18 protein-coding genes are annotated in these 16,538 nt (G+C 38.1%); 3 read left to right on the forward strand and 15 right to left on the reverse strand.

What is annotated here, in order from left to right; all coding sequences use genetic code 11:
* The first annotated feature begins 9 nt into the window (after nt 1-9).
* Nucleotides 10-819: a Cof-type HAD-IIB family hydrolase gene (locus tag AC4PG8_RS10685; RefSeq protein WP_185541020.1), complete on the forward strand. Its 810-nt coding sequence runs from the start codon at nt 10-12 to the stop codon at nt 817-819.
* Between the two features lie 36 nt (nt 820-855).
* Here the strand turns inward: AC4PG8_RS10685 and AC4PG8_RS10690 are convergent, their stop codons facing one another.
* The 10 genes from AC4PG8_RS10690 to AC4PG8_RS10735 form a co-directional block, all read right to left on the reverse strand.
* Entirely contained in the window at nt 856-1,194 is a 339-nt protein-coding gene (locus AC4PG8_RS10690) for a DUF4064 domain-containing protein (protein WP_003759515.1), read from the reverse strand.
* A 232-nt stretch (nt 1,195-1,426) separates the two neighbouring features.
* The gene (locus AC4PG8_RS10695) at nt 1,427-2,302 is read right to left on the reverse strand and encodes a S66 family peptidase (protein WP_492170348.1); all 876 of its coding nucleotides are present in this window, start codon (nt 2,300-2,302) and stop codon (nt 1,427-1,429) included.
* An 81-nt stretch (nt 2,303-2,383) separates the two neighbouring features.
* The gene (locus AC4PG8_RS10700; protein WP_153648500.1) at nt 2,384-4,285 is read right to left on the reverse strand and encodes a beta-glucoside-specific PTS transporter subunit IIABC; all 1,902 of its coding nucleotides are present in this window, start codon (nt 4,283-4,285) and stop codon (nt 2,384-2,386) included.
* Nucleotides 4,286-4,489: 204 nt separating this feature from the next.
* Nucleotides 4,490-5,131 (reverse strand): copper homeostasis protein CutC, encoded by a 642-nt coding sequence (locus tag AC4PG8_RS10705; protein ID WP_185539105.1) that lies wholly within the window; start codon nt 5,129-5,131, stop codon nt 4,490-4,492.
* A gap of 54 nt (nt 5,132-5,185) precedes the next feature.
* Nucleotides 5,186-5,890, reverse strand: coding sequence for an SIS domain-containing protein (locus AC4PG8_RS10710; RefSeq protein ID WP_003759505.1), 705 nt, complete (start codon nt 5,888-5,890; stop codon nt 5,186-5,188).
* 27 nt (nt 5,891-5,917) lie between these two features.
* The gene (locus AC4PG8_RS10715; RefSeq protein WP_003728733.1) at nt 5,918-6,745 is read right to left on the reverse strand and encodes a PTS system mannose/fructose/sorbose family transporter subunit IID; all 828 of its coding nucleotides are present in this window, start codon (nt 6,743-6,745) and stop codon (nt 5,918-5,920) included.
* Complete coding sequence (locus AC4PG8_RS10720) at nt 6,720-7,523, reverse strand: PTS mannose/fructose/sorbose/N-acetylgalactosamine transporter subunit IIC (RefSeq protein ID WP_003725640.1); 804 nt, start codon at nt 7,521-7,523, stop codon at nt 6,720-6,722. The genes AC4PG8_RS10715 and AC4PG8_RS10720 overlap by 26 nt, the downstream gene beginning before the upstream one ends.
* Nucleotides 7,524-7,545: 22 nt before the next feature.
* The gene (locus AC4PG8_RS10725) at nt 7,546-8,034 is read right to left on the reverse strand and encodes a PTS sugar transporter subunit IIB (protein WP_003772700.1); all 489 of its coding nucleotides are present in this window, start codon (nt 8,032-8,034) and stop codon (nt 7,546-7,548) included.
* Complete coding sequence (locus tag AC4PG8_RS10730; protein WP_003772701.1) at nt 8,034-8,435, reverse strand: PTS sugar transporter subunit IIA; 402 nt, start codon at nt 8,433-8,435, stop codon at nt 8,034-8,036. Before AC4PG8_RS10730 ends, AC4PG8_RS10725 begins: the two co-directional genes overlap by 1 nt.
* A 15-nt stretch (nt 8,436-8,450) precedes the next feature.
* On the reverse strand, nt 8,451-9,191 hold the full coding sequence (locus AC4PG8_RS10735; protein WP_003772703.1) for a GntR family transcriptional regulator: 741 nt from the start codon (nt 9,189-9,191) through the stop codon (nt 8,451-8,453).
* 240 nt (nt 9,192-9,431) lie between these two features.
* On the opposite strand from AC4PG8_RS10735, the gene AC4PG8_RS10740 reads away from it, so the two are divergent.
* Nucleotides 9,432-10,253, forward strand: a complete 822-nt coding sequence (locus AC4PG8_RS10740) for a C39 family peptidase (protein WP_160464673.1) — start codon at nt 9,432-9,434, stop codon at nt 10,251-10,253.
* Between the two features lie 46 nt (nt 10,254-10,299).
* Here the strand turns inward: AC4PG8_RS10740 and AC4PG8_RS10745 are convergent, their stop codons facing one another.
* The 5 genes from AC4PG8_RS10745 to qoxA all read right to left on the reverse strand — a co-directional run bounded on the left by AC4PG8_RS10745 (nt 10,300) and on the right by qoxA (nt 15,938).
* On the reverse strand, nt 10,300-11,733 hold the full coding sequence (locus AC4PG8_RS10745; protein WP_010990157.1) for a 6-phospho-beta-glucosidase: 1,434 nt from the start codon (nt 11,731-11,733) through the stop codon (nt 10,300-10,302).
* 168 nt (nt 11,734-11,901) lie between these two features.
* Nucleotides 11,902-12,234 (reverse strand): cytochrome aa3 quinol oxidase subunit IV, encoded by a 333-nt coding sequence (gene qoxD, locus AC4PG8_RS10750; RefSeq protein ID WP_003772708.1) that lies wholly within the window; start codon nt 12,232-12,234, stop codon nt 11,902-11,904.
* A 1-nt stretch (nt 12,235) separates the two neighbouring features.
* On the reverse strand, nt 12,236-12,847 hold the full coding sequence (gene qoxC, locus AC4PG8_RS10755) for a cytochrome aa3 quinol oxidase subunit III (protein WP_003772709.1): 612 nt from the start codon (nt 12,845-12,847) through the stop codon (nt 12,236-12,238).
* On the reverse strand, nt 12,835-14,814 hold the full coding sequence (gene qoxB / locus AC4PG8_RS10760; protein ID WP_185505059.1) for a cytochrome aa3 quinol oxidase subunit I: 1,980 nt from the start codon (nt 14,812-14,814) through the stop codon (nt 12,835-12,837). The genes qoxC and qoxB overlap by 13 nt, the downstream gene beginning before the upstream one ends.
* Nucleotides 14,815-14,831: 17 nt before the next feature.
* Nucleotides 14,832-15,938 (reverse strand): cytochrome aa3 quinol oxidase subunit II, encoded by a 1,107-nt coding sequence (qoxA, locus tag AC4PG8_RS10765; protein WP_185323947.1) that lies wholly within the window; start codon nt 15,936-15,938, stop codon nt 14,832-14,834.
* 387 nt (nt 15,939-16,325) lie between these two features.
* On the opposite strand from qoxA, the gene AC4PG8_RS10770 reads away from it, so the two are divergent.
* Nucleotides 16,326-16,502, forward strand: coding sequence for a hypothetical protein (locus AC4PG8_RS10770; protein WP_492170349.1), 177 nt, complete (start codon nt 16,326-16,328; stop codon nt 16,500-16,502).
* Nucleotides 16,503-16,538: the final 36 nt, after the last annotated feature.

The raw sequence follows: 16,538 nt of genomic DNA on the forward strand, positions 1-16,538 counted from the left end.
AAGGTTTACTTGGAAAAATACTTAATTTGTTCTGATTTAGACGGAACATTACTACTAAAAAATCAAACAATCTCACCAAAAACACTAGGGTTACTGCAACAATTAATAGAAGAAGGGCATCATTTCACCGTTTCTACTGGCCGAATGTATAATTCCGCAACCGACTTCGCCAAACTGGTTCATCCAAAAGCAGATGTTATTGCCTCAAATGGTGGCGTAGTGGCAGTTTCCGGCGAAATCATCCAACAAGAAAAAATGAAACAATCCGCATTACTAGAAACATTTTTATTATGCCAAGACCATGATCTACCAGTGTTTTTCTTCTCGACTGACACGGTTTACTACACTAAAAATCCACCTTATTATTTTACCGATGAAGAAGATAAAGGTCGCGTAAATGCAACAAAACTCGTTGCAATTAAAACAAAAGAAACCTTCTTGGAGCATGCTAATCAGTTCATTAACGGCATTGTCATTGAAGAAGAGGATTTCGATAAACTTGCAATCCTTCGAAACGAATTAGAAAAACTATCTGACGTTTCTATTCTTTCTTCTCATGCTAACAATATCGAAATTTTGCCCAAAGATATGGATAAAAAATATGCCGTGAAAAACCTCGCTGCACATTTAGACATCAAACCAGAAAATGTTATTAGTTTTGGTGATGGTGAAAACGATATTGGAATGCTTGAAGTAGCTGGTGCTGGAGTCGCAATGGAAAATGCGAGTGAATTAGTGAAAAAAAGCGCTGATTTTGTTACTACTGCAAATGATGCTGACGGAATTTATTACTTTTTAAAAAAATATCTTAATCGTTAATAAAAAAAGCTGCCCACGTGGACAGCTTTTTTTCATTTATTCTTCTACAGAAGCAGCTTCTTCATAGTTAATTAGTGCAATTAATCCACCAACAGCAAGTAACACGATTGGTAGTAAGAACATGATGGAAATCGACATGGTGCAACCAATTGCAGCTGCAACCATCATTGCTCCACCAAGACGAGGTTTATGCGAAACAACAAACGATCCTGCAAGCCCCACCCCTGAAAGCACAAGCGAACCAATCGTTAACATATAGAAGAAAAACGATTCCTCTTCTAAAGCCTGTGAAATATCAGGAATAACAAGAACCATCAAACTAAATCCAATACCCATTGCCGCCCCTAAAAAGCCAAGTAATCCTTCAACTTTCATGATAAAAACTCCTTTTTCATACGCATTTTCTTTTATGTTATCATTTTAACAAAAAATTGAATAGTTTTCAGCTTGGAGAATTAAAAAAAGACCGTCAATCAAGTCGGTCCAAAAAGGGAGTTTAGGATTTTAAGGAATTCTACAATTAGCAAAAAGGGAGTAAAACTAATTGTATTCCTTGCTTACAAGTTCTATATTAAAGGTTAATTATGAACATTTCGCAATAAAAATATTAAAAATTTGTTAATGTTTCACGTGAAACATTAATTTTTGCTCCAATTAGGCATGGTTTTGCTTCGACACTATGACCGATTTCCTTAGTTCGGAAAACAGGTAACTTATATTTTAATCCAATCTGTTGATATAAGATGCCTATTCTGTCGTATTCTCCGTTTTTCTCAGCCTCAGTGTGTTCTCCCACAACTATTCCTAAGCATTTCGAAAACACATCTAACTGTTCTAATTGCGCTACGTAAGAAGCAATTTTCGCCTCTTTTCCACCTAAACTTTCTAACAAAATTATTTTATTCGAGACATCAGGCATAAATTCCGTTCCTGCTAGTTTCAAAAAGCAGCGGATATTCCCACCAACGACCTCACCCGGGCTCCATTCAATCTCAGTAAGGAATTTTCCATTTATCTCAATTTGATTCTCGAAAAACGCTTTTTGGAATTGCACTCGTTGTATCTCGCTAGCTTCACTTACTAAATTTCGCAGTAAATAATTAAAGCCAGGCTGCTTCGTCTTCGCAAAAATTGCATTTAATATTACGGTTAAGTCGCTATAGCCAATAAAAGGTTTGGCTGCTTTTTTTATAATGTCAAAATTAAGATATGGTAATACTTGATTAGCCGCATCCCCTCCTGAAATGTCAAAAATCATTTTTACATCCACATTTTGATATAGTTTCATTAATTCGGCTGCTCGTTCCTCAGGAGTACCACTAAAAGGCGAATCATCTGTTTGAAAAATAGTTTTCGCAAAAACCACCTGAAGTCCAAATTCCTTTTCTAAGACTTGTTTAAGGCGCTTCAAATCCTTCTCGTCTTCTTTTTTCCGACCATCAGAACAACAAATGATCCCTATCAAATCGCCCTTTGCTAACATCCGCTCACCGCCTATTTTTCCCTCAGTATAACATAAAAACAGCTTGAGCAGATTTTCGCCCAAGCTGTTTATTAATGGATTTTAGATTACTAATGTGATTAAACGTTCTTCTAGTTTAGCTTCTTTTGCATCTGTAATCATTACGTCTAAATATTGATTAGAGTTTGTTACTACTACTGGAGTTGTAACATCATATCCAGCTGCTTTAATGCCTTCAATATCAAATTCAGTTAGTAATTGACCTTTTTCGATTACATCGCCTTGTTTAACATGTGCTGTGAAGAATTTACCTTCTAGTTGAACTGTATCCATACCGATGTGGATTAATACTTCTGCACCGTCATTCGTTGTAATACCGATTGCATGACCAGTTGGGAAGATAGTTGTTACTGTTCCTGCTGCTGGAGCTACAACGCGTCCGACAGTAGGGATAATTGCTACACCTTTTCCAAGTGCACCGGATGAAAATGCTTCGTCTTTTACGTCTGCTAAAGTTACGATTTCGCCAACTACTGGAGCTGGAATTGTTTCACGTTCGATTAAAGTTTCGCCTTCTGTTACGTTAGTTTCTTCTACAACTGCTTCAGCTGGATCTTTGAATCCTGCTACATAAGTTAAGATGAAACCAAGGATGAAGCTGATAACAATTGCGATAACTACCCACCAGAATGCACTTGTAATACCAGCACCTGGTTGGAAGAAGTTAGGAAGACCGAAGATTCCAAGTCCACCCATAATATAAACTTTTGCACTTGCAAAACCAATGATTCCGCCACCGATTGCACCTGCGATACAGCTCATGATGAATGGTTTTTTCAGTGGTAAAGTAACCCCGTAAATCGCTGGCTCAGTTACACCAAAGATACCGGAAATAAATGCTGGAATACTAAGAGATTTGATTTTTTTGTTTCTAGTTTTGAAGAATACTGCTAATACTGCACCGATTTGGGCAAAAGAAGCACCGAACATCATTGCAAGTACTGGATCTGCTCCAAGTGTTGTTAAGTTGTTGATTGCCACTGGAATAAGACCCCAGTGAAGTCCAAAGATAACGAATACTTGCCAGAAACCACCTAAGATTAAACCAGCAACAACTGGGCTTAAGTTATAAATCCAAATTGTTCCTGCTCCAAGTAATTGACCAGCCCAAGTTGCGATTGGTCCGATTACAAGGAAAGTAATTGGAACTACTACTAATAGTGTACAGAATGGAACTACGAAAGTTTTAATTACATCTGGAATGATTTTCTTGAAGCCTTTTTCTACTTTTGAACCAAAGTATGTTGCTAAAATAATTGGAATAACAGAAGATGCATAAGACATCAAGATAACCGGAATTCCTAAGAAAGTTACGTGAATTGGAGATTCAAAAATTGTTCCTGCAAAAAGTGTGTAAATTGGGTCACCTGCTGAAATACCTGCAAGCGTCGGATAAACTAGGGCACCACCTATTGCCATCCCGATAAATATGTTTCCGCCGAATTTTTTCATCGCTGTGAAACCTAGGAAGATTGGGAAGAAGTAGAATAAACAATCCCCAATTGCATAAAGTAGTTGGTAAGTACCTGAAGTAACTGTAATCCAACCAAATGCTGCAAACATTGCTGTGAAACCTTTAATCATACCTGTTGCGGCTAATACACCTAGAACTGGTGTAAATACGCCGGAAATCATATCGATAAAACGGTTGAAGATATTACCACTTGCCGGAACATTACTATCGTCTCCTTCAGCTGAAATACCACCAACTTCTAATACTGCTTTGAATACGTCTGGTACGTGGTTACCAATAACAACTTGATATTGGCCACCGCTTTTAATTACGGAGATTACTCCATCAAGCTTTTCAATTTCTTTTGTGTTCGCAATATTCTCATCTTTCAGTTTAAACCGAAGTCTGGTAATACAATGGAAAACACTGTTGATATTTTCTTTTCCGCCGACATTTTTCAAGATGTCTTTTGCTAACTGTTCATATTTCATTTTGACGACTTCCTTCCTCTTTTTGGTTTTTTGGGCAAAAAGAAAAACCTAAGCTCATTCGAGGACTTCACGTATACACGTGTCCTACAAATCAGCTTAGGTTTTGCCCAATGAATTGGTAACAATCCTTTGTGATGAGATAAATATATCATATAAAGAAAACGGTTGCAAGCCTTTTTTAAAAATTTTTTTATTTGGGGAGTTTTAGCGCTCCCCAAACAAGTCTGTACCATGTATTTCAGCCGCTCCCGTTTCTTTTGTAATCCATTCCAGATTGTGCGATTTAATTCCTCCACCTGGTAAAATAATGATTCGTCCCGCTGCATAATCAATATATTTTCGCCAATGAACAAAGGTTTCTTCGGGAAGTTTAGCTCCGTCACCACCGTGCGTGAGAATTCGCGTAACACCTTGTTCAGCTAACCAGTCAATTGCCGATAATTTTTCTTTTTCTATTAACTCATCAAACGCCATATGAAAAGTCACTTCCAGACCTTTTGCGGCTTTCAATAATTCATCTATGGCTGGTTTATCTAGTAATCCCGCGTCCGTAATACAGCCGAAAACCACGCCATCAGCTAACAATTTCTTATACATCAAAATATCATCAATCATAATCGAAATTTCTTCTTTTGTATAAACAAAATTGCCTTTTCGCGGACGAACCATTGCCATTACACTTACATTTTGTTCGTGGCAAATTTCCACCACATGTTTCGCAACCCCGTAACTAACCGAAGTTCCGCCCTCTGCCAAATTATCGCAAAGTTCAATTCGATTCGCCCCAGCCGCAATAACCCCTTCTAAATTAGTAGTGTTTTCAATACAAGCCTCTTTTAAAACCATCATATAGCCTCCAAAAAAGCGCGAAAACAGTGTTCATTTTCGCGCGTGTTTTTATTATAAATGGAAAATCCGATCAGCGAACTTATCTTCAATCGCAAAATTGTATTCGTAACCACCATCAATATTAGCACTACGATAAACTGGTGGAGTATAGCCTTTTTCAAGCATCAGCTCTACCGCTTCATAGATCGTTTGCTGAAGAAGTAATACGGCGGAGAAAGACGATGTTCCACAAACTTTTCCTTCTAAGCCATCTAATTCAAGTGCCGCGTCGCCTTGAACCGAGCGATTATCTAAAATTACATCCGCAAATTCATACAACAGTTTTCCTGAAGAATGCCTTGAGGCTGCTGTTTGCGAGGCATCGAGCGCTGTCACAACAATCAATTTACAACCCTGTGCCTTAATCCATTCGGCAAGTTCTATCCCCATTGGATTGCGACCTGAGTTAGATATAAGAAAGAATATATCGTTTGGTTTCGCTTGTAACCTATGAGTCAATAATGATCCAACGCCCTCAATAGATTCATAGTATCCACCCGCGGGATCCATAATAACCTTCGACGGAATAAGTCCACCCGCTCTCCCACAAACTTCAATCGCCGCTGCATAAGAATGTCCACTACCGAAAGCTTGGATAATGCCTTCGTTCATAATGCTCTCCGCCACCAATTTCGCTGCTTGATGAATGTTTTCTGCCTGCGTTTTTTCTAGTTCTTCCGTTAACTCACGAGCTTTGTCAAAAAATGTTAAACCCATTTTGTCTACTCCTCCAATTTTTATATTTTAACCTAGAATTTTTAGGTTGAATAAAATAATCGCAATAACCATTACTAATAAAATCGCCTTCGTAGATGTCATTTTTTTATGGCCTAAAAGTGCATAGATTAGCGCTACAAGTAAAACTGGTACCAGTGAAGGCATAATTTGATCGAGCATGTCTTGCATTTTCAGTTCTACTTTTCCTGATTTATAAACGAATGGGACCGTTGCTTTGATTACGGTTGGTATGAGGGCTCCCACGACTGTGACACCGAGTAATATTGCTGCATCGGTTAACGCGTTAAGTCGGTCTGCAAATTCAGTTACTAGTTTCGCACCTTGCTTATATCCAAGTGGAAGTAAAGTAAATCTAGCTCCTACAACTAAAATATTAACTAAAACCCAGATAACTACACCCGTTACATTACCTTGAAGGCCCATATACGCTGCAATTGATCCAAAAATGGTTGGTAAAATAACTCCGAAAATCGTATCACCAACACCAGCAAATGGTCCCATCAAACCCGTTTTCAAACCTGTTACGACCTCTTTTGACGCTTTCTTTTCTCGCTCTTCAATCGCCATATCCATCCCTAAAATCAAACCACCAACCATCGGATTCGTATTGAAAAATTGGTTGTGCATATTCATCATATCTTTTAAATCATCATCTGTTTTGTAAAGCTTCCGAAGCGTTGGCAAAATACTATAAAGATAACCAGTCGACATCATTCGCTCGTAATTCCAACAGATTTGGCTGGCAAACAACCAACGAAAGTTTGCTGCTATTAAATCGCGTCTTTTGAGGACTTTCTCAAAATCCTGCTCAGTCTTCGTATTCGCCATCTTCATTCTCCTCCCCAACTAGCGCTGCACCATTTGCTCCGGCAGCCACTGGATTTTTGAAATTTTGTTTGAAGTAGATGATTGCCAAAGCCACACCAATTAGTGCCACGCCTAGCATTGGTACTTTTAAATAAGCCGCTGCTACAAATCCGATAATTAAATAAGCGACAAATTTGTTTGTTGGTAAGTAACGAAGGAGAATCGCGATACCAACTACCGGAAGAATTCCACCCGCTACACGAAGGCCGCCCATTAGCCATTCTGGAATTTCGTTAAGAATAAAATCAACCACGCTTTGTCCGAAAGTCAACATGATAAATACGGGAACCGCACGTGATAAAGCCCATGGTAAAGCTCCGTACCAAATGTTTCTTTTAACCGCCGAAATGTTGCCCGAAGCGATATTAGAATCAATCCGATGTAAGAAAAATGTATTCGTAAATCTTGCTAAAATGTCTAATTGAACCATTAATAGCCCCACTGGAATTGCAAGTCCAATCGCAAATTCCGCATCTTGACCAGATAAAACAGCAAATACCGTTCCTACAATTGCTCCCGTTGTAAAGTCAGGAATCGACGCGCCGCCGTATGTACCGACACCTAAAACCATCAGCTGTAACGTTGCCCCAATTGCAAGTCCGAGCACCATGTCACCCATAATGATTCCAGCAAGTGTCCCTGTTATTACAGGGAAATTAAGTCCTATTACTAAAGTTAAAGCATCAAGAATGGTACAAGCCGCAAGTATAACTAACAATATAATCTGCCAAACCGCTAAATCCATTGTAGTTCTCCCTTCTTATTACTTATTTTTTTAATAAACTTGCAAAATCAACTGCATCCTCACTAGGCACCATTTGAGCGGTGATTTTAATCCCTTTTTCAGCCAAATAATCAAAATCTTCCAAATTTTCATCTGTCACGCTTACTGATTTTTTGACTTGGCGGCTTCCTGCTTTGGTTGACATATTTCCTACGTTGATTTGGGGAAGTTCTACACCCGCATCCACTAAACCGCGAAGTGCATGTGGCGATTTTACGATTAAGAAAACTTGCTGACCTACGTACTTATCGTTATTAATATTATTTGCAGCACCTTTTACTGTCAAAATACTTAGTTTTACCCCAGCTGGCACTGCTGTTTTTAGCGCAATTTTTTCCATGTCATTTTTTACAACGGCATCGTCAACAATCATGATTCGAGTTGCTTTTATTGTATTAGTCCACATTGTCGCTACTTGGCCATGAATTAATCTTTCATCTACGCGAACGTGTTTGATTCCGTTACTTCCCATCAGTCCTCTTCCTCCCCATCATCGCTTATTATCGTATTATTTACTTTTAATTCCACAAATTGAATATTTTCTTGCGCGCCAAGCATTGCTCCTTCTAAAGTTTCCCCTAGACTAAGCGGAATGATTAATCCGAGTGACAACCCAGACACAACCTTCACTTCTGGGTGTTTTGCATGAAACATTTGCGCGGCATTACACGGAGTTCCACCGACAATATCCACAATGATAGCGGTTTCATTTCCAGGTGAATAAACTGCCGCGTATGCTTCTAATACATCTTTCACCCCCATTTCTTCAGTAAAAGTAACTGCTTTGATATTCGTTGTTTGGCCAGTAATCATTTGGCAACTATTCTTCACTTCCTGCGCGTACCGGCCATGTGCTGCGATAATATAATCCAAGTAATTAACTCCCTTCTATTGTTTTTTCTTTTCGATTTCAATAGAGTAAAAATTATGCCGTAAATAACTTTCAATATATTCATAGGGTTGCCCCTCTGGCACATAAGTTATTCTTTCAATGTGGTAAAGCGGTAGTTCGGAGTCAATTTCGAGTAATTTAAAATTATTTTTGTCTTTTACTGGAAATTCGACTTGAATTCGCTCTTTCATCGCTTCGTGCAGAATATTAATACCATAAAGCTCTTTAATTACTTCTGATAAAGAATTAAATCTTTCAAAATTGGTTAAATCTACGTTGATCAAATTGGCTTTTGCCATATAGTTGTTTTGTACTGTCCAAGGCACATCATCAATCAGACGAATTCGTTGAAAATGAACAATCATGTTTTCAGGTGGAATTTGCAAGTTTTTGGCAATTCTCGCATCCTGAATTTCATTAATAGCTACAACTTTTGTGTGCTCGTTAGCAATTTTTGTTTTTCGGTTGAATTTACCATTAGGAACGGTCGTATATTCATTAAAAATAACTTCTTCGTTAATAATAGATTTACTAACATAGGTTCCTTTTCCTTGGTAACGCGCTAAAATTCCAGCTCTGACTAATTCATGTAAAGCGCGAACAACAGTAGTATTACTAACATTGTATTTCTTTTTTAGTTCATCTTCTGAATAAATTTTTTCTCCTGGCTTAAAAGTTCCGTCACTAATTAATCGCTTAATATCATTGATTATAATAGCGTATTTTGGTTCTGCCATAACAATTTCCCCCTAAAGCATCCCGCGCGTTAACACGTTAAGTTTTAGGTTAATGGTACCATGATACATTTTTGATTGCAAACTTGAATTCGCCTGCTATCACTGAACTTTATACTAATAACCGGTTAACACGTTAAGTTCATTTTCATAGTACCACGGCCATTCTATTTATGCAAGCGTTTTCTTTTCATTTTAAAAAAATAGGGTATAAATAAGTAATCTGAATCAAAGGGGGATATAATGGGGACTTTTTTTGGTAAATGGGGGAAATGGATACTTGTTCTTGGGTTAGTTTTAAGTGTATTTAGTGTAGCAACGACCGGTCAGGCAGCGGCGAAAGAAACTGTGATTAATAAACAAATGGTAACAACCGCAAGCCTTAATGTCCGTTCAACTAATGCGACATCTGGGAAAGTCATCGGCTGGCTTAAAAATAATACTAAATTTAAAGCAATTGCAAAAACATCCAACAACTGGTATCGCTTTAGTTTTAAAGGGAAAAATGGCTATGTATCTGGGAAATATGTAAAAGCCGCAACCGCTGCACCTGCACCAGCGCCATCAACGCCAAAAATTGTACAAATGAACGTGCCATTAATCGTTCAGCGTCCACAATTACCAACGGGCTGTGAGATTACTAATATTGCGATGATGCTGCGCTATGCTGGGAAAAATGTCGATAAAGTCAAGCTTGCAAAAGAAATGAAGCGACATAAATCCAATCCAAATTATGGTTTTGTTGGGAATCCCTTTTCTAAAAGTGGCTGGACGATTTATCCACCGGCTTTAGTTAATCAAGTGAAAAAATATACTGGCAGCGCGAAGAATATGACTGGAACAAATTTAGCTGGTATTAAAAATCAGCTGAATAAAAAACGTCCGGTCGTAGCTTGGGTTAGTAATTTCCATGGTTTTTCCGTTCACGCGATCACCATTACCGGTTATGATAAAAATAATTTTTACTATAACGACAGCTGGTCTGGTCAAAAAAATGCGCGAATTTCGCAAAGTTATTTTAATACTTGTTGGAGTAAACAAGCAAAACGCGCGATTTCTTATTAAAATAAAATCCCCACTTCCGATGATGAAAGTGGGGGTTTACTATATCCTAGTCGATATCTTTACCATTTGTTTCAATTACTTTTTTGTACCAGTCGAATGATTTTTTCTTCGAGCGGTTTAGTGTTCCGTTGCCTTTGTTATCGCGGTCAACGTAGATGAAGCCATAACGTTTTTTCATTTCGCCAGAGCCAGCGCTGACAAGGTCGATGCAGCCCCATGGTGTATAACCAAGAAGTTCCACGCCGTCCTCGATTGCTTCGCCCATTTCGCGAACGTGTTCACGCATATAGTCAATTCTGTAATCATCATTAATTGAGCCGTCTTCTTCCACAGTATCCACTGCACCTAAGCCATTTTCAACGATGAAAAGTGGTTTTTGGTAACGGTCGTAAATTGTATTCATTGTAATACGTAGACCTAGTGGATCAATTTGCCAACCCCATTCGCTTGCTTTTAGGTATGGGTTTTTTAGTGTTGCGAAAACGTTGCCTTCTGTTTCTTTGTTTTTCTCTGGATCTGCGCTTGTTAGACGAGAAGAATAGTAGCTGAATGCCACGTAATCAACTGTGTGATCGCGTAATGCGTCTAAATCGCCATCTTCCATTTTGATGTTGATGTTGTGTTCTTTGAAGAAACGTTTAGTGTAGCTTGGGTAGTATCCGCGTGCTTGAACGTCAATGAAGAAGTAGCCTTCACGGTCCGCCTCGATAGATTTCCAGACATCTTTTGGATTACAAGTCATTGGATACGTGTTACCCGCTGCAAGCATACAACCGATTTGATTTTCAGGGTTGATTTCATGACCAAGTTTTGTCGCTAAAGCAGATGCAACTAATTGATGATGAGCAGCTTGATATTTAACTTCCTCTGGATTAGCTTCTTTAGTAACGTCTAAACCTCCACCAATGTATGGAAGATGAAGAATCATGTTGATTTCATTAAATGTCATCCAATATTTTACTTTATCTTTATAACGCGTGAAAATTGCTTCACAGAAATTTAAGTAAAAGTCGATACATTTACGATTTTTCCAACCACCATATTTTTTGAAAACTTCAAGCGGAGTATCAAAATGGTTGATTGTAACAACTGGTTCGATGCCATATTTATGACATTCATCAAAAACTGCATCATAAAACGCTAAACCTTTTTCATTTGGTGTCGTTTCGTCACCATTCGGGAAAATACGTGGCCAGCTGATGGACATACGGAAACATTTGAATCCCATTTCTGCCATTAATTTAATGTCTTCTTTATAACGATGATAAAAATCAATTGATTCGTGACTTGGATAAAAACCATAATCTGTAGCAAGCGCTTTCGATGGATTGAATAAAGCTTCCCAGCGTCCATCCTCTACTGTTGGAAGGATGTCAACAAGTGAAAGTCCTTTACCGTCTTCAAGATAAGCTCCCTCACATTGGTTGGCAGCAACTGCTCCGCCCCATAAGAAGCCTTTAGGAAATTTTGATTCTGTCATTTTTGTGTATCTCCTCTCACGGATATAATTTTACTTCTCCACTATAGAATATGTAATGCATTACATAGCAAGCAATTATTTTAAAATTTTTTTAGAAAAGCTGTTAACCCCTTTAAAATTGCAAAAAAACTGGTACAGAAAATGAATTCCATACCAGTCTTTTTTAAATTATAACAAGTGATTCATATGGCCAATTTCCATTACCCAATAAGAACCAATAACTACGACAATCGCAATAAATGCTGCGAATAAAATATTACCAATTTGAATTTTGCCATCGCGGCCTTCAGTCATATGCATGAACATCAGAAGCTGTAGGGCTGCTTGAATGAACGCAAAGATGAAAATAATAACTACCTTAACATTTGTTGTTAGCGTCGAATAAATGGCTACCCAGACTGCTAGAAGCGTCAAAATAATCGATAGCGCGAAACCAACAATATGTTTCCAAGGAATGCCACCTTCAGCATGAGCTGCATTTGATTTATTATTTTGTGCCATATTAGTTCACCATCCCTAGCAAATAGACACCGGTGAAAATGAAAATCCACACAACATCAAGGAAATGCCAGTATAAACTGGAAATAAATACTTTTGATGCTGTTTTTGGCGTCAAACCATGCATTTTAATTTGAATCAGAATAAAACTAATCCAGAAAATCCCGACTGTTACGTGAAGTCCATGTGTCCCTAGTAGAACGAAGAATGCTGACCAGTAAGAACCGATTTGCATTGTAACGCCTTCTGTCACATAGTGTGCAAATTCATAAAGCTCAAAGCCAACAAAACCCGCACCAAGAATCAGTGTGATAATCGAGTAAATCGTCAACATTTTCACATTGCCTTTACGCATCTCACCAATTGCTAGACCACACGTAAAACTACTTGCTAATAGTAAAAATGTCATTATTAGTACAAGCCAAAGTTCGAACATTTCTGCTGGCGGATGACCCGCATTCGAGCCAGCCTTTCTCATAACAAAGTAAGTCGCAAAAAGCGTCGCAAACAATGCAATTTCGGCGCCAAGGAAAATCCAGAATCCAAGAATATTTAATCGACCTTGTTCTGATCTATATTCAATTGGCAGATTTTTGTTTGTTTCTACAGATTCCATGGGTTACCCTCCTTCACACCAGTCGCAAGTTCGCGCGCATTATGTTCTTCTGTTTCTTTAATTTCGTCCACTTCGACGTGGTAACCATCGTTATTTTGGAACGAACGATAAATCATACATCCTAAAATACCAACTAGACCAAGAATTCCCATCCAGTACCAGTAGAAGACTAGTCCGAAACCTGCAATGAAGAAGAAGACAGACATTACAAACCCAACCATGGTATTACTTGGCATATGGATTGGTTTATAATTTTTATCATTTACATATGGATCGCCTTTTTGTTTTCTATTCCAGAAATCATCCAAGTCATTCCATTCTGGTAAAACAGCAAAGTTATATTTTGGAGGAACTGCAGAACTTGTAGCCCATTCAAGCGTACGAGCATCCCACGGGTCACCAGTAACTTCACGTTTAGAGTTTTTATAGCTGTAGTAGATGTTGTAGCAAAGAACTAAGAATGCTACACCCATCAAGAATCCGCCCACTGTGGAAATAAAGTTAAGCGTTGTCCAGCCATCACCTTGTACGTAAGTGTAAATACGACGCGGCATACCATCTAGTCCTAGGAAATATTGCGGGAAGAAACAAACGTTAAATCCAACAACGAAAATCCAGAAGAACCATTTACCAATTTTTTCATTTAGTCTGTAACCGACCATTTTTGGATACCAGTATGTAAGCCCGGCAAAGCAGGAGAACACGGTTCCAGCAATTAATACGTAGTGGAAATGGGATACTAAGAAGTACGTATTGTGATATTGATAATCGGCCGCAGCCATCGCAAGCATAACCCCAGTTACCCCACCGACAACAAAGTTAGGGATAAAGGCAAGTGACCAAAGCATTGGCGTTGTAAAGGTTATTCGCCCTTTGTACATTGTAAAGAGCCAGTTGAATATCTTAATCCCGGTCGGTATCGCAATCATCATCGTTGTAATGGAGAAGAAGGAGTTAACAAGCGCCCCTGATCCCATTGTAAAGAAGTGATGGACCCAAACTAGGAAACTTAGTAAAGAAATAACTGCCATCGCGGCAACCATCGCCGGATAACCGAATAATTTTTTCCTGGAGAAAGTAGAAATAATCTCTGAGAAAATACCGAAAGCTGGCAAAATAACAATATATACTTCCGGATGTCCCCAAACCCAGAACAAGTTGGCCCACATCATTGGGAGCCCGCCATTCGTGAGTGTGAAGAATGCTGTCCCAAACAGTCGATCAAATGACATCAAAGCAAGTGCCACTGTTAAAACTGGGAAAGCGAAAATAATAATCAAACTTGTAATCAATGAAGACCAAGTAAACATTGGCATTTTCATTAACGTCATACCTTTTGTACGCATTCTTAAAATCGTAACGAAAAAGTTAATCCCCGTCATCAGTGTACCAATACCAGCGATTTGAACACCTAGAAGATAGAAGTTAATTCCATATCCCGCGCTAAAATCTGTCGCAAGTGGCGCATAGTTTGTCCAACCAGCATCTGGCGAACCACCAATTACGAATGATAAGTTAAATAGCATCGCTCCCATAAAGAACGTCCAAAAACTTAAGTTGTTTAAAAATGGAAATGCTACATCACGCGCACCAATTTGAAGTGGTACTGCGATGTTCATCAGTCCGATGATAAACGGCATCGCCATAAATAAAATCATAATTGTTCCGTGCGTAGAAAATACTTCATTGTAATGCTGTGCGTCTAAAAATTTCATATCCGGTAAAGCGAGCTGGGTACGCATCATTAGCGCATCCACACCACCACGGAAAAACATTAAGACAGCAGCAAGCAAGTACATAATACCTATTTTTTTATGATCAACGGAAGAAATCCACTCTTTCATGAGCCACTTCCATTTTTTTGTATAAGTTAGTAACGCAACAACACCAATACTTACAAGTACGATAGAAATCTGCGCACCTAAAATCATTGGGTCGCCAGTTACGATAAACTCATTCCATTTCATGCCTTATGTCCCCCCTTTTAGTTCCCTGCGTCATCCGATTCTTTTTTATTGAATTCATTTGTTTGGATGTCATCTTCCATTTTCTTCATTTCATCTTCGCGGTGTTTATCCTCGTGGTAACCTTCGCCGTTTTTAATAATTTGTGGCTTCATATCATGACGCTCAAATTGCGGATTAGTTACTGTCACAGGACGAACCGGAAGCATTGGTTTATCAGAAATGGTTGATTTTGTGTTTGGATTATGCGGATTTGTCATCTCATAACCAAAACGTTTGTAGGCATAGAAAACATACTCTGGATCAGCTGCTACATCAACAAATGCTAAATGCGTACCAGAATAAGTTTTTTTCTTGGAGCTTCCAGGAATTAAAAGACGGTCATATGTGTCTTGCGTAATAACTGGCGAGTTCGCTTTTGTTTCTTTTGCCCATTTCTTGAAATCTTTTTCAGATTGAGCTACTACGTCAAAGCGTTGATCCGCAAAACCTTCACCATTGAAGTTTGCATTACGGCCTTTATACGTACCAACCTCATCTGCTTGTAAATATAAATTCATCGTCATTCCAGACATCGCATATTTTTGTCCACCTAATTGTGGTACCCAAAAACTTGTCATCGTATCTGCTGAAGTTAATTTAAACAGAACAGGACGGTCGGTTGGAATATTTACATAGTTGACCGTTTCAATTGACTCATCTGGATAACTAAAAATCCATTTCCAGTCTGCACTTGTTGCGTAAATAACAATTGGATCTTTATGCGAAGTCACTTTTGGTGCTTCTTCCCCTGCATAAATTGTTTTTACAGTCGGAATAGCCAGAGCAATAACGATAGCAACTGGAATTAATGTCCAAAAAATTTCCAGTTTTCTACTACCATGCATATCTGGCTCATAGTTTGAAATGTCTTTCCGTTCGCGGTATTTAACCAACATAATCGTAAACAATACAAAAATCGTCAAAACAATAACCAGCATAAATATAATCGAATAAATAATTAAGTCCGACTGACCTTTTGCAACTGGCCCTTTTGGATTAAGTACCGTCAAGTCACCACAACCACTTATAAGGCCGGTAACCCCAAGTAGTGCCGTAAGCAGCAAAGATTTAAGTACCTTTGACACCCGAATCCCCTCTTTTCCTTTTGATGTTTTCTAATGTGTATTTTTGCGCAAAAATACCATTACCGGAGTGCTGAAAGAAGCTTTTTAGAACTCCTATGTAACTGAAAAAATGCTTTACTATTTGATTCTTTTAAAAAAGCTCACAAACTTTTTTCTGAACTGATTAGCATTTTTAGAATCACTATGTTCATACTCTAACTCATTATATCTGATTTAATACCTTAGTTCAAAAACCTGATATATTAAATATTTCACAAACTTTTATTCTGTTCACTATTCCCTAGTTTGTGAAATTCAAAACAAAAAGTATATGATTTTTATATGGAAAGATGTTTTTCATGGTATATTAGTTTTGTAGCATACTTTAATTCCACAAGGAGTGGCAAGATGAGAAGGACATTTCGAATAATAGAGTTGGTATTGGGAATTTTAATTATTATCGCTACACCCGTATTATATTTCATGGATATTATTTCTGGTGCAGCCTCTGGCATTATATCAGCTGTTGGAATGGGTATTTTTATACACGCGGATAATTTATCTAAAAAAAATAAGACTGAATAAAAGATTTAGTTTGTTACTTTATTTTAAATGATTAAA

The sequence above is a fragment of the Listeria sp. MAN/IMW/UF555 genome, from assembly GCF_058684075.1.

What these genes read in the sequence shown, in the direction of transcription:
- AC4PG8_RS10690 (WP_003759515.1), bottom strand. Translation starts at nt 1,194, where the DNA reads ATGAAAGTTGAAGGATTACTTGGCTTTTTAGGGGCGGCAATGGGTATT.
- AC4PG8_RS10695 (WP_492170348.1), bottom strand. Translation starts at nt 2,302, where the DNA reads ATGTTAGCAAAGGGCGATTTGATAGGGATCATTTGTTGTTCTGATGGT.
- AC4PG8_RS10700 (WP_153648500.1), bottom strand. Translation starts at nt 4,285, where the DNA reads ATGAAATATGAACAGTTAGCAAAAGACATCTTGAAAAATGTCGGCGGA.
- AC4PG8_RS10705 (WP_185539105.1), bottom strand. Translation starts at nt 5,131, where the DNA reads ATGGTTTTAAAAGAGGCTTGTATTGAAAACACTACTAATTTAGAAGGG.
- AC4PG8_RS10710 (WP_003759505.1), bottom strand. Translation starts at nt 5,890, where the DNA reads ATGGGTTTAACATTTTTTGACAAAGCTCGTGAGTTAACGGAAGAACTA.
- AC4PG8_RS10715 (WP_003728733.1), bottom strand. Translation starts at nt 6,745, where the DNA reads ATGAAGATGGCGAATACGAAGACTGAGCAGGATTTTGAGAAAGTCCTC.
- AC4PG8_RS10720 (WP_003725640.1), bottom strand. Translation starts at nt 7,523, where the DNA reads ATGGATTTAGCGGTTTGGCAGATTATATTGTTAGTTATACTTGCGGCT.
- AC4PG8_RS10725 (WP_003772700.1), bottom strand. Translation starts at nt 8,034, where the DNA reads ATGGGAAGTAACGGAATCAAACACGTTCGCGTAGATGAAAGATTAATT.
- AC4PG8_RS10735 (WP_003772703.1), bottom strand. Translation starts at nt 9,191, where the DNA reads ATGGCAGAACCAAAATACGCTATTATAATCAATGATATTAAGCGATTA.
- AC4PG8_RS10740 (WP_160464673.1), top strand. Translation starts at nt 9,432, where the DNA reads ATGGGGACTTTTTTTGGTAAATGGGGGAAATGGATACTTGTTCTTGGG.
- AC4PG8_RS10745 (WP_010990157.1), bottom strand. Translation starts at nt 11,733, where the DNA reads ATGACAGAATCAAAATTTCCTAAAGGCTTCTTATGGGGCGGAGCAGTT.
- qoxD (WP_003772708.1), bottom strand. Translation starts at nt 12,234, where the DNA reads ATGGCACAAAATAATAAATCAAATGCAGCTCATGCTGAAGGTGGCATT.
- qoxC (WP_003772709.1), bottom strand. Translation starts at nt 12,847, where the DNA reads ATGGAATCTGTAGAAACAAACAAAAATCTGCCAATTGAATATAGATCA.
- qoxB (WP_185505059.1), bottom strand. Translation starts at nt 14,814, where the DNA reads ATGAAATGGAATGAGTTTATCGTAACTGGCGACCCAATGATTTTAGGT.
- AC4PG8_RS10770 (WP_492170349.1), top strand. Translation starts at nt 16,326, where the DNA reads ATGAGAAGGACATTTCGAATAATAGAGTTGGTATTGGGAATTTTAATT.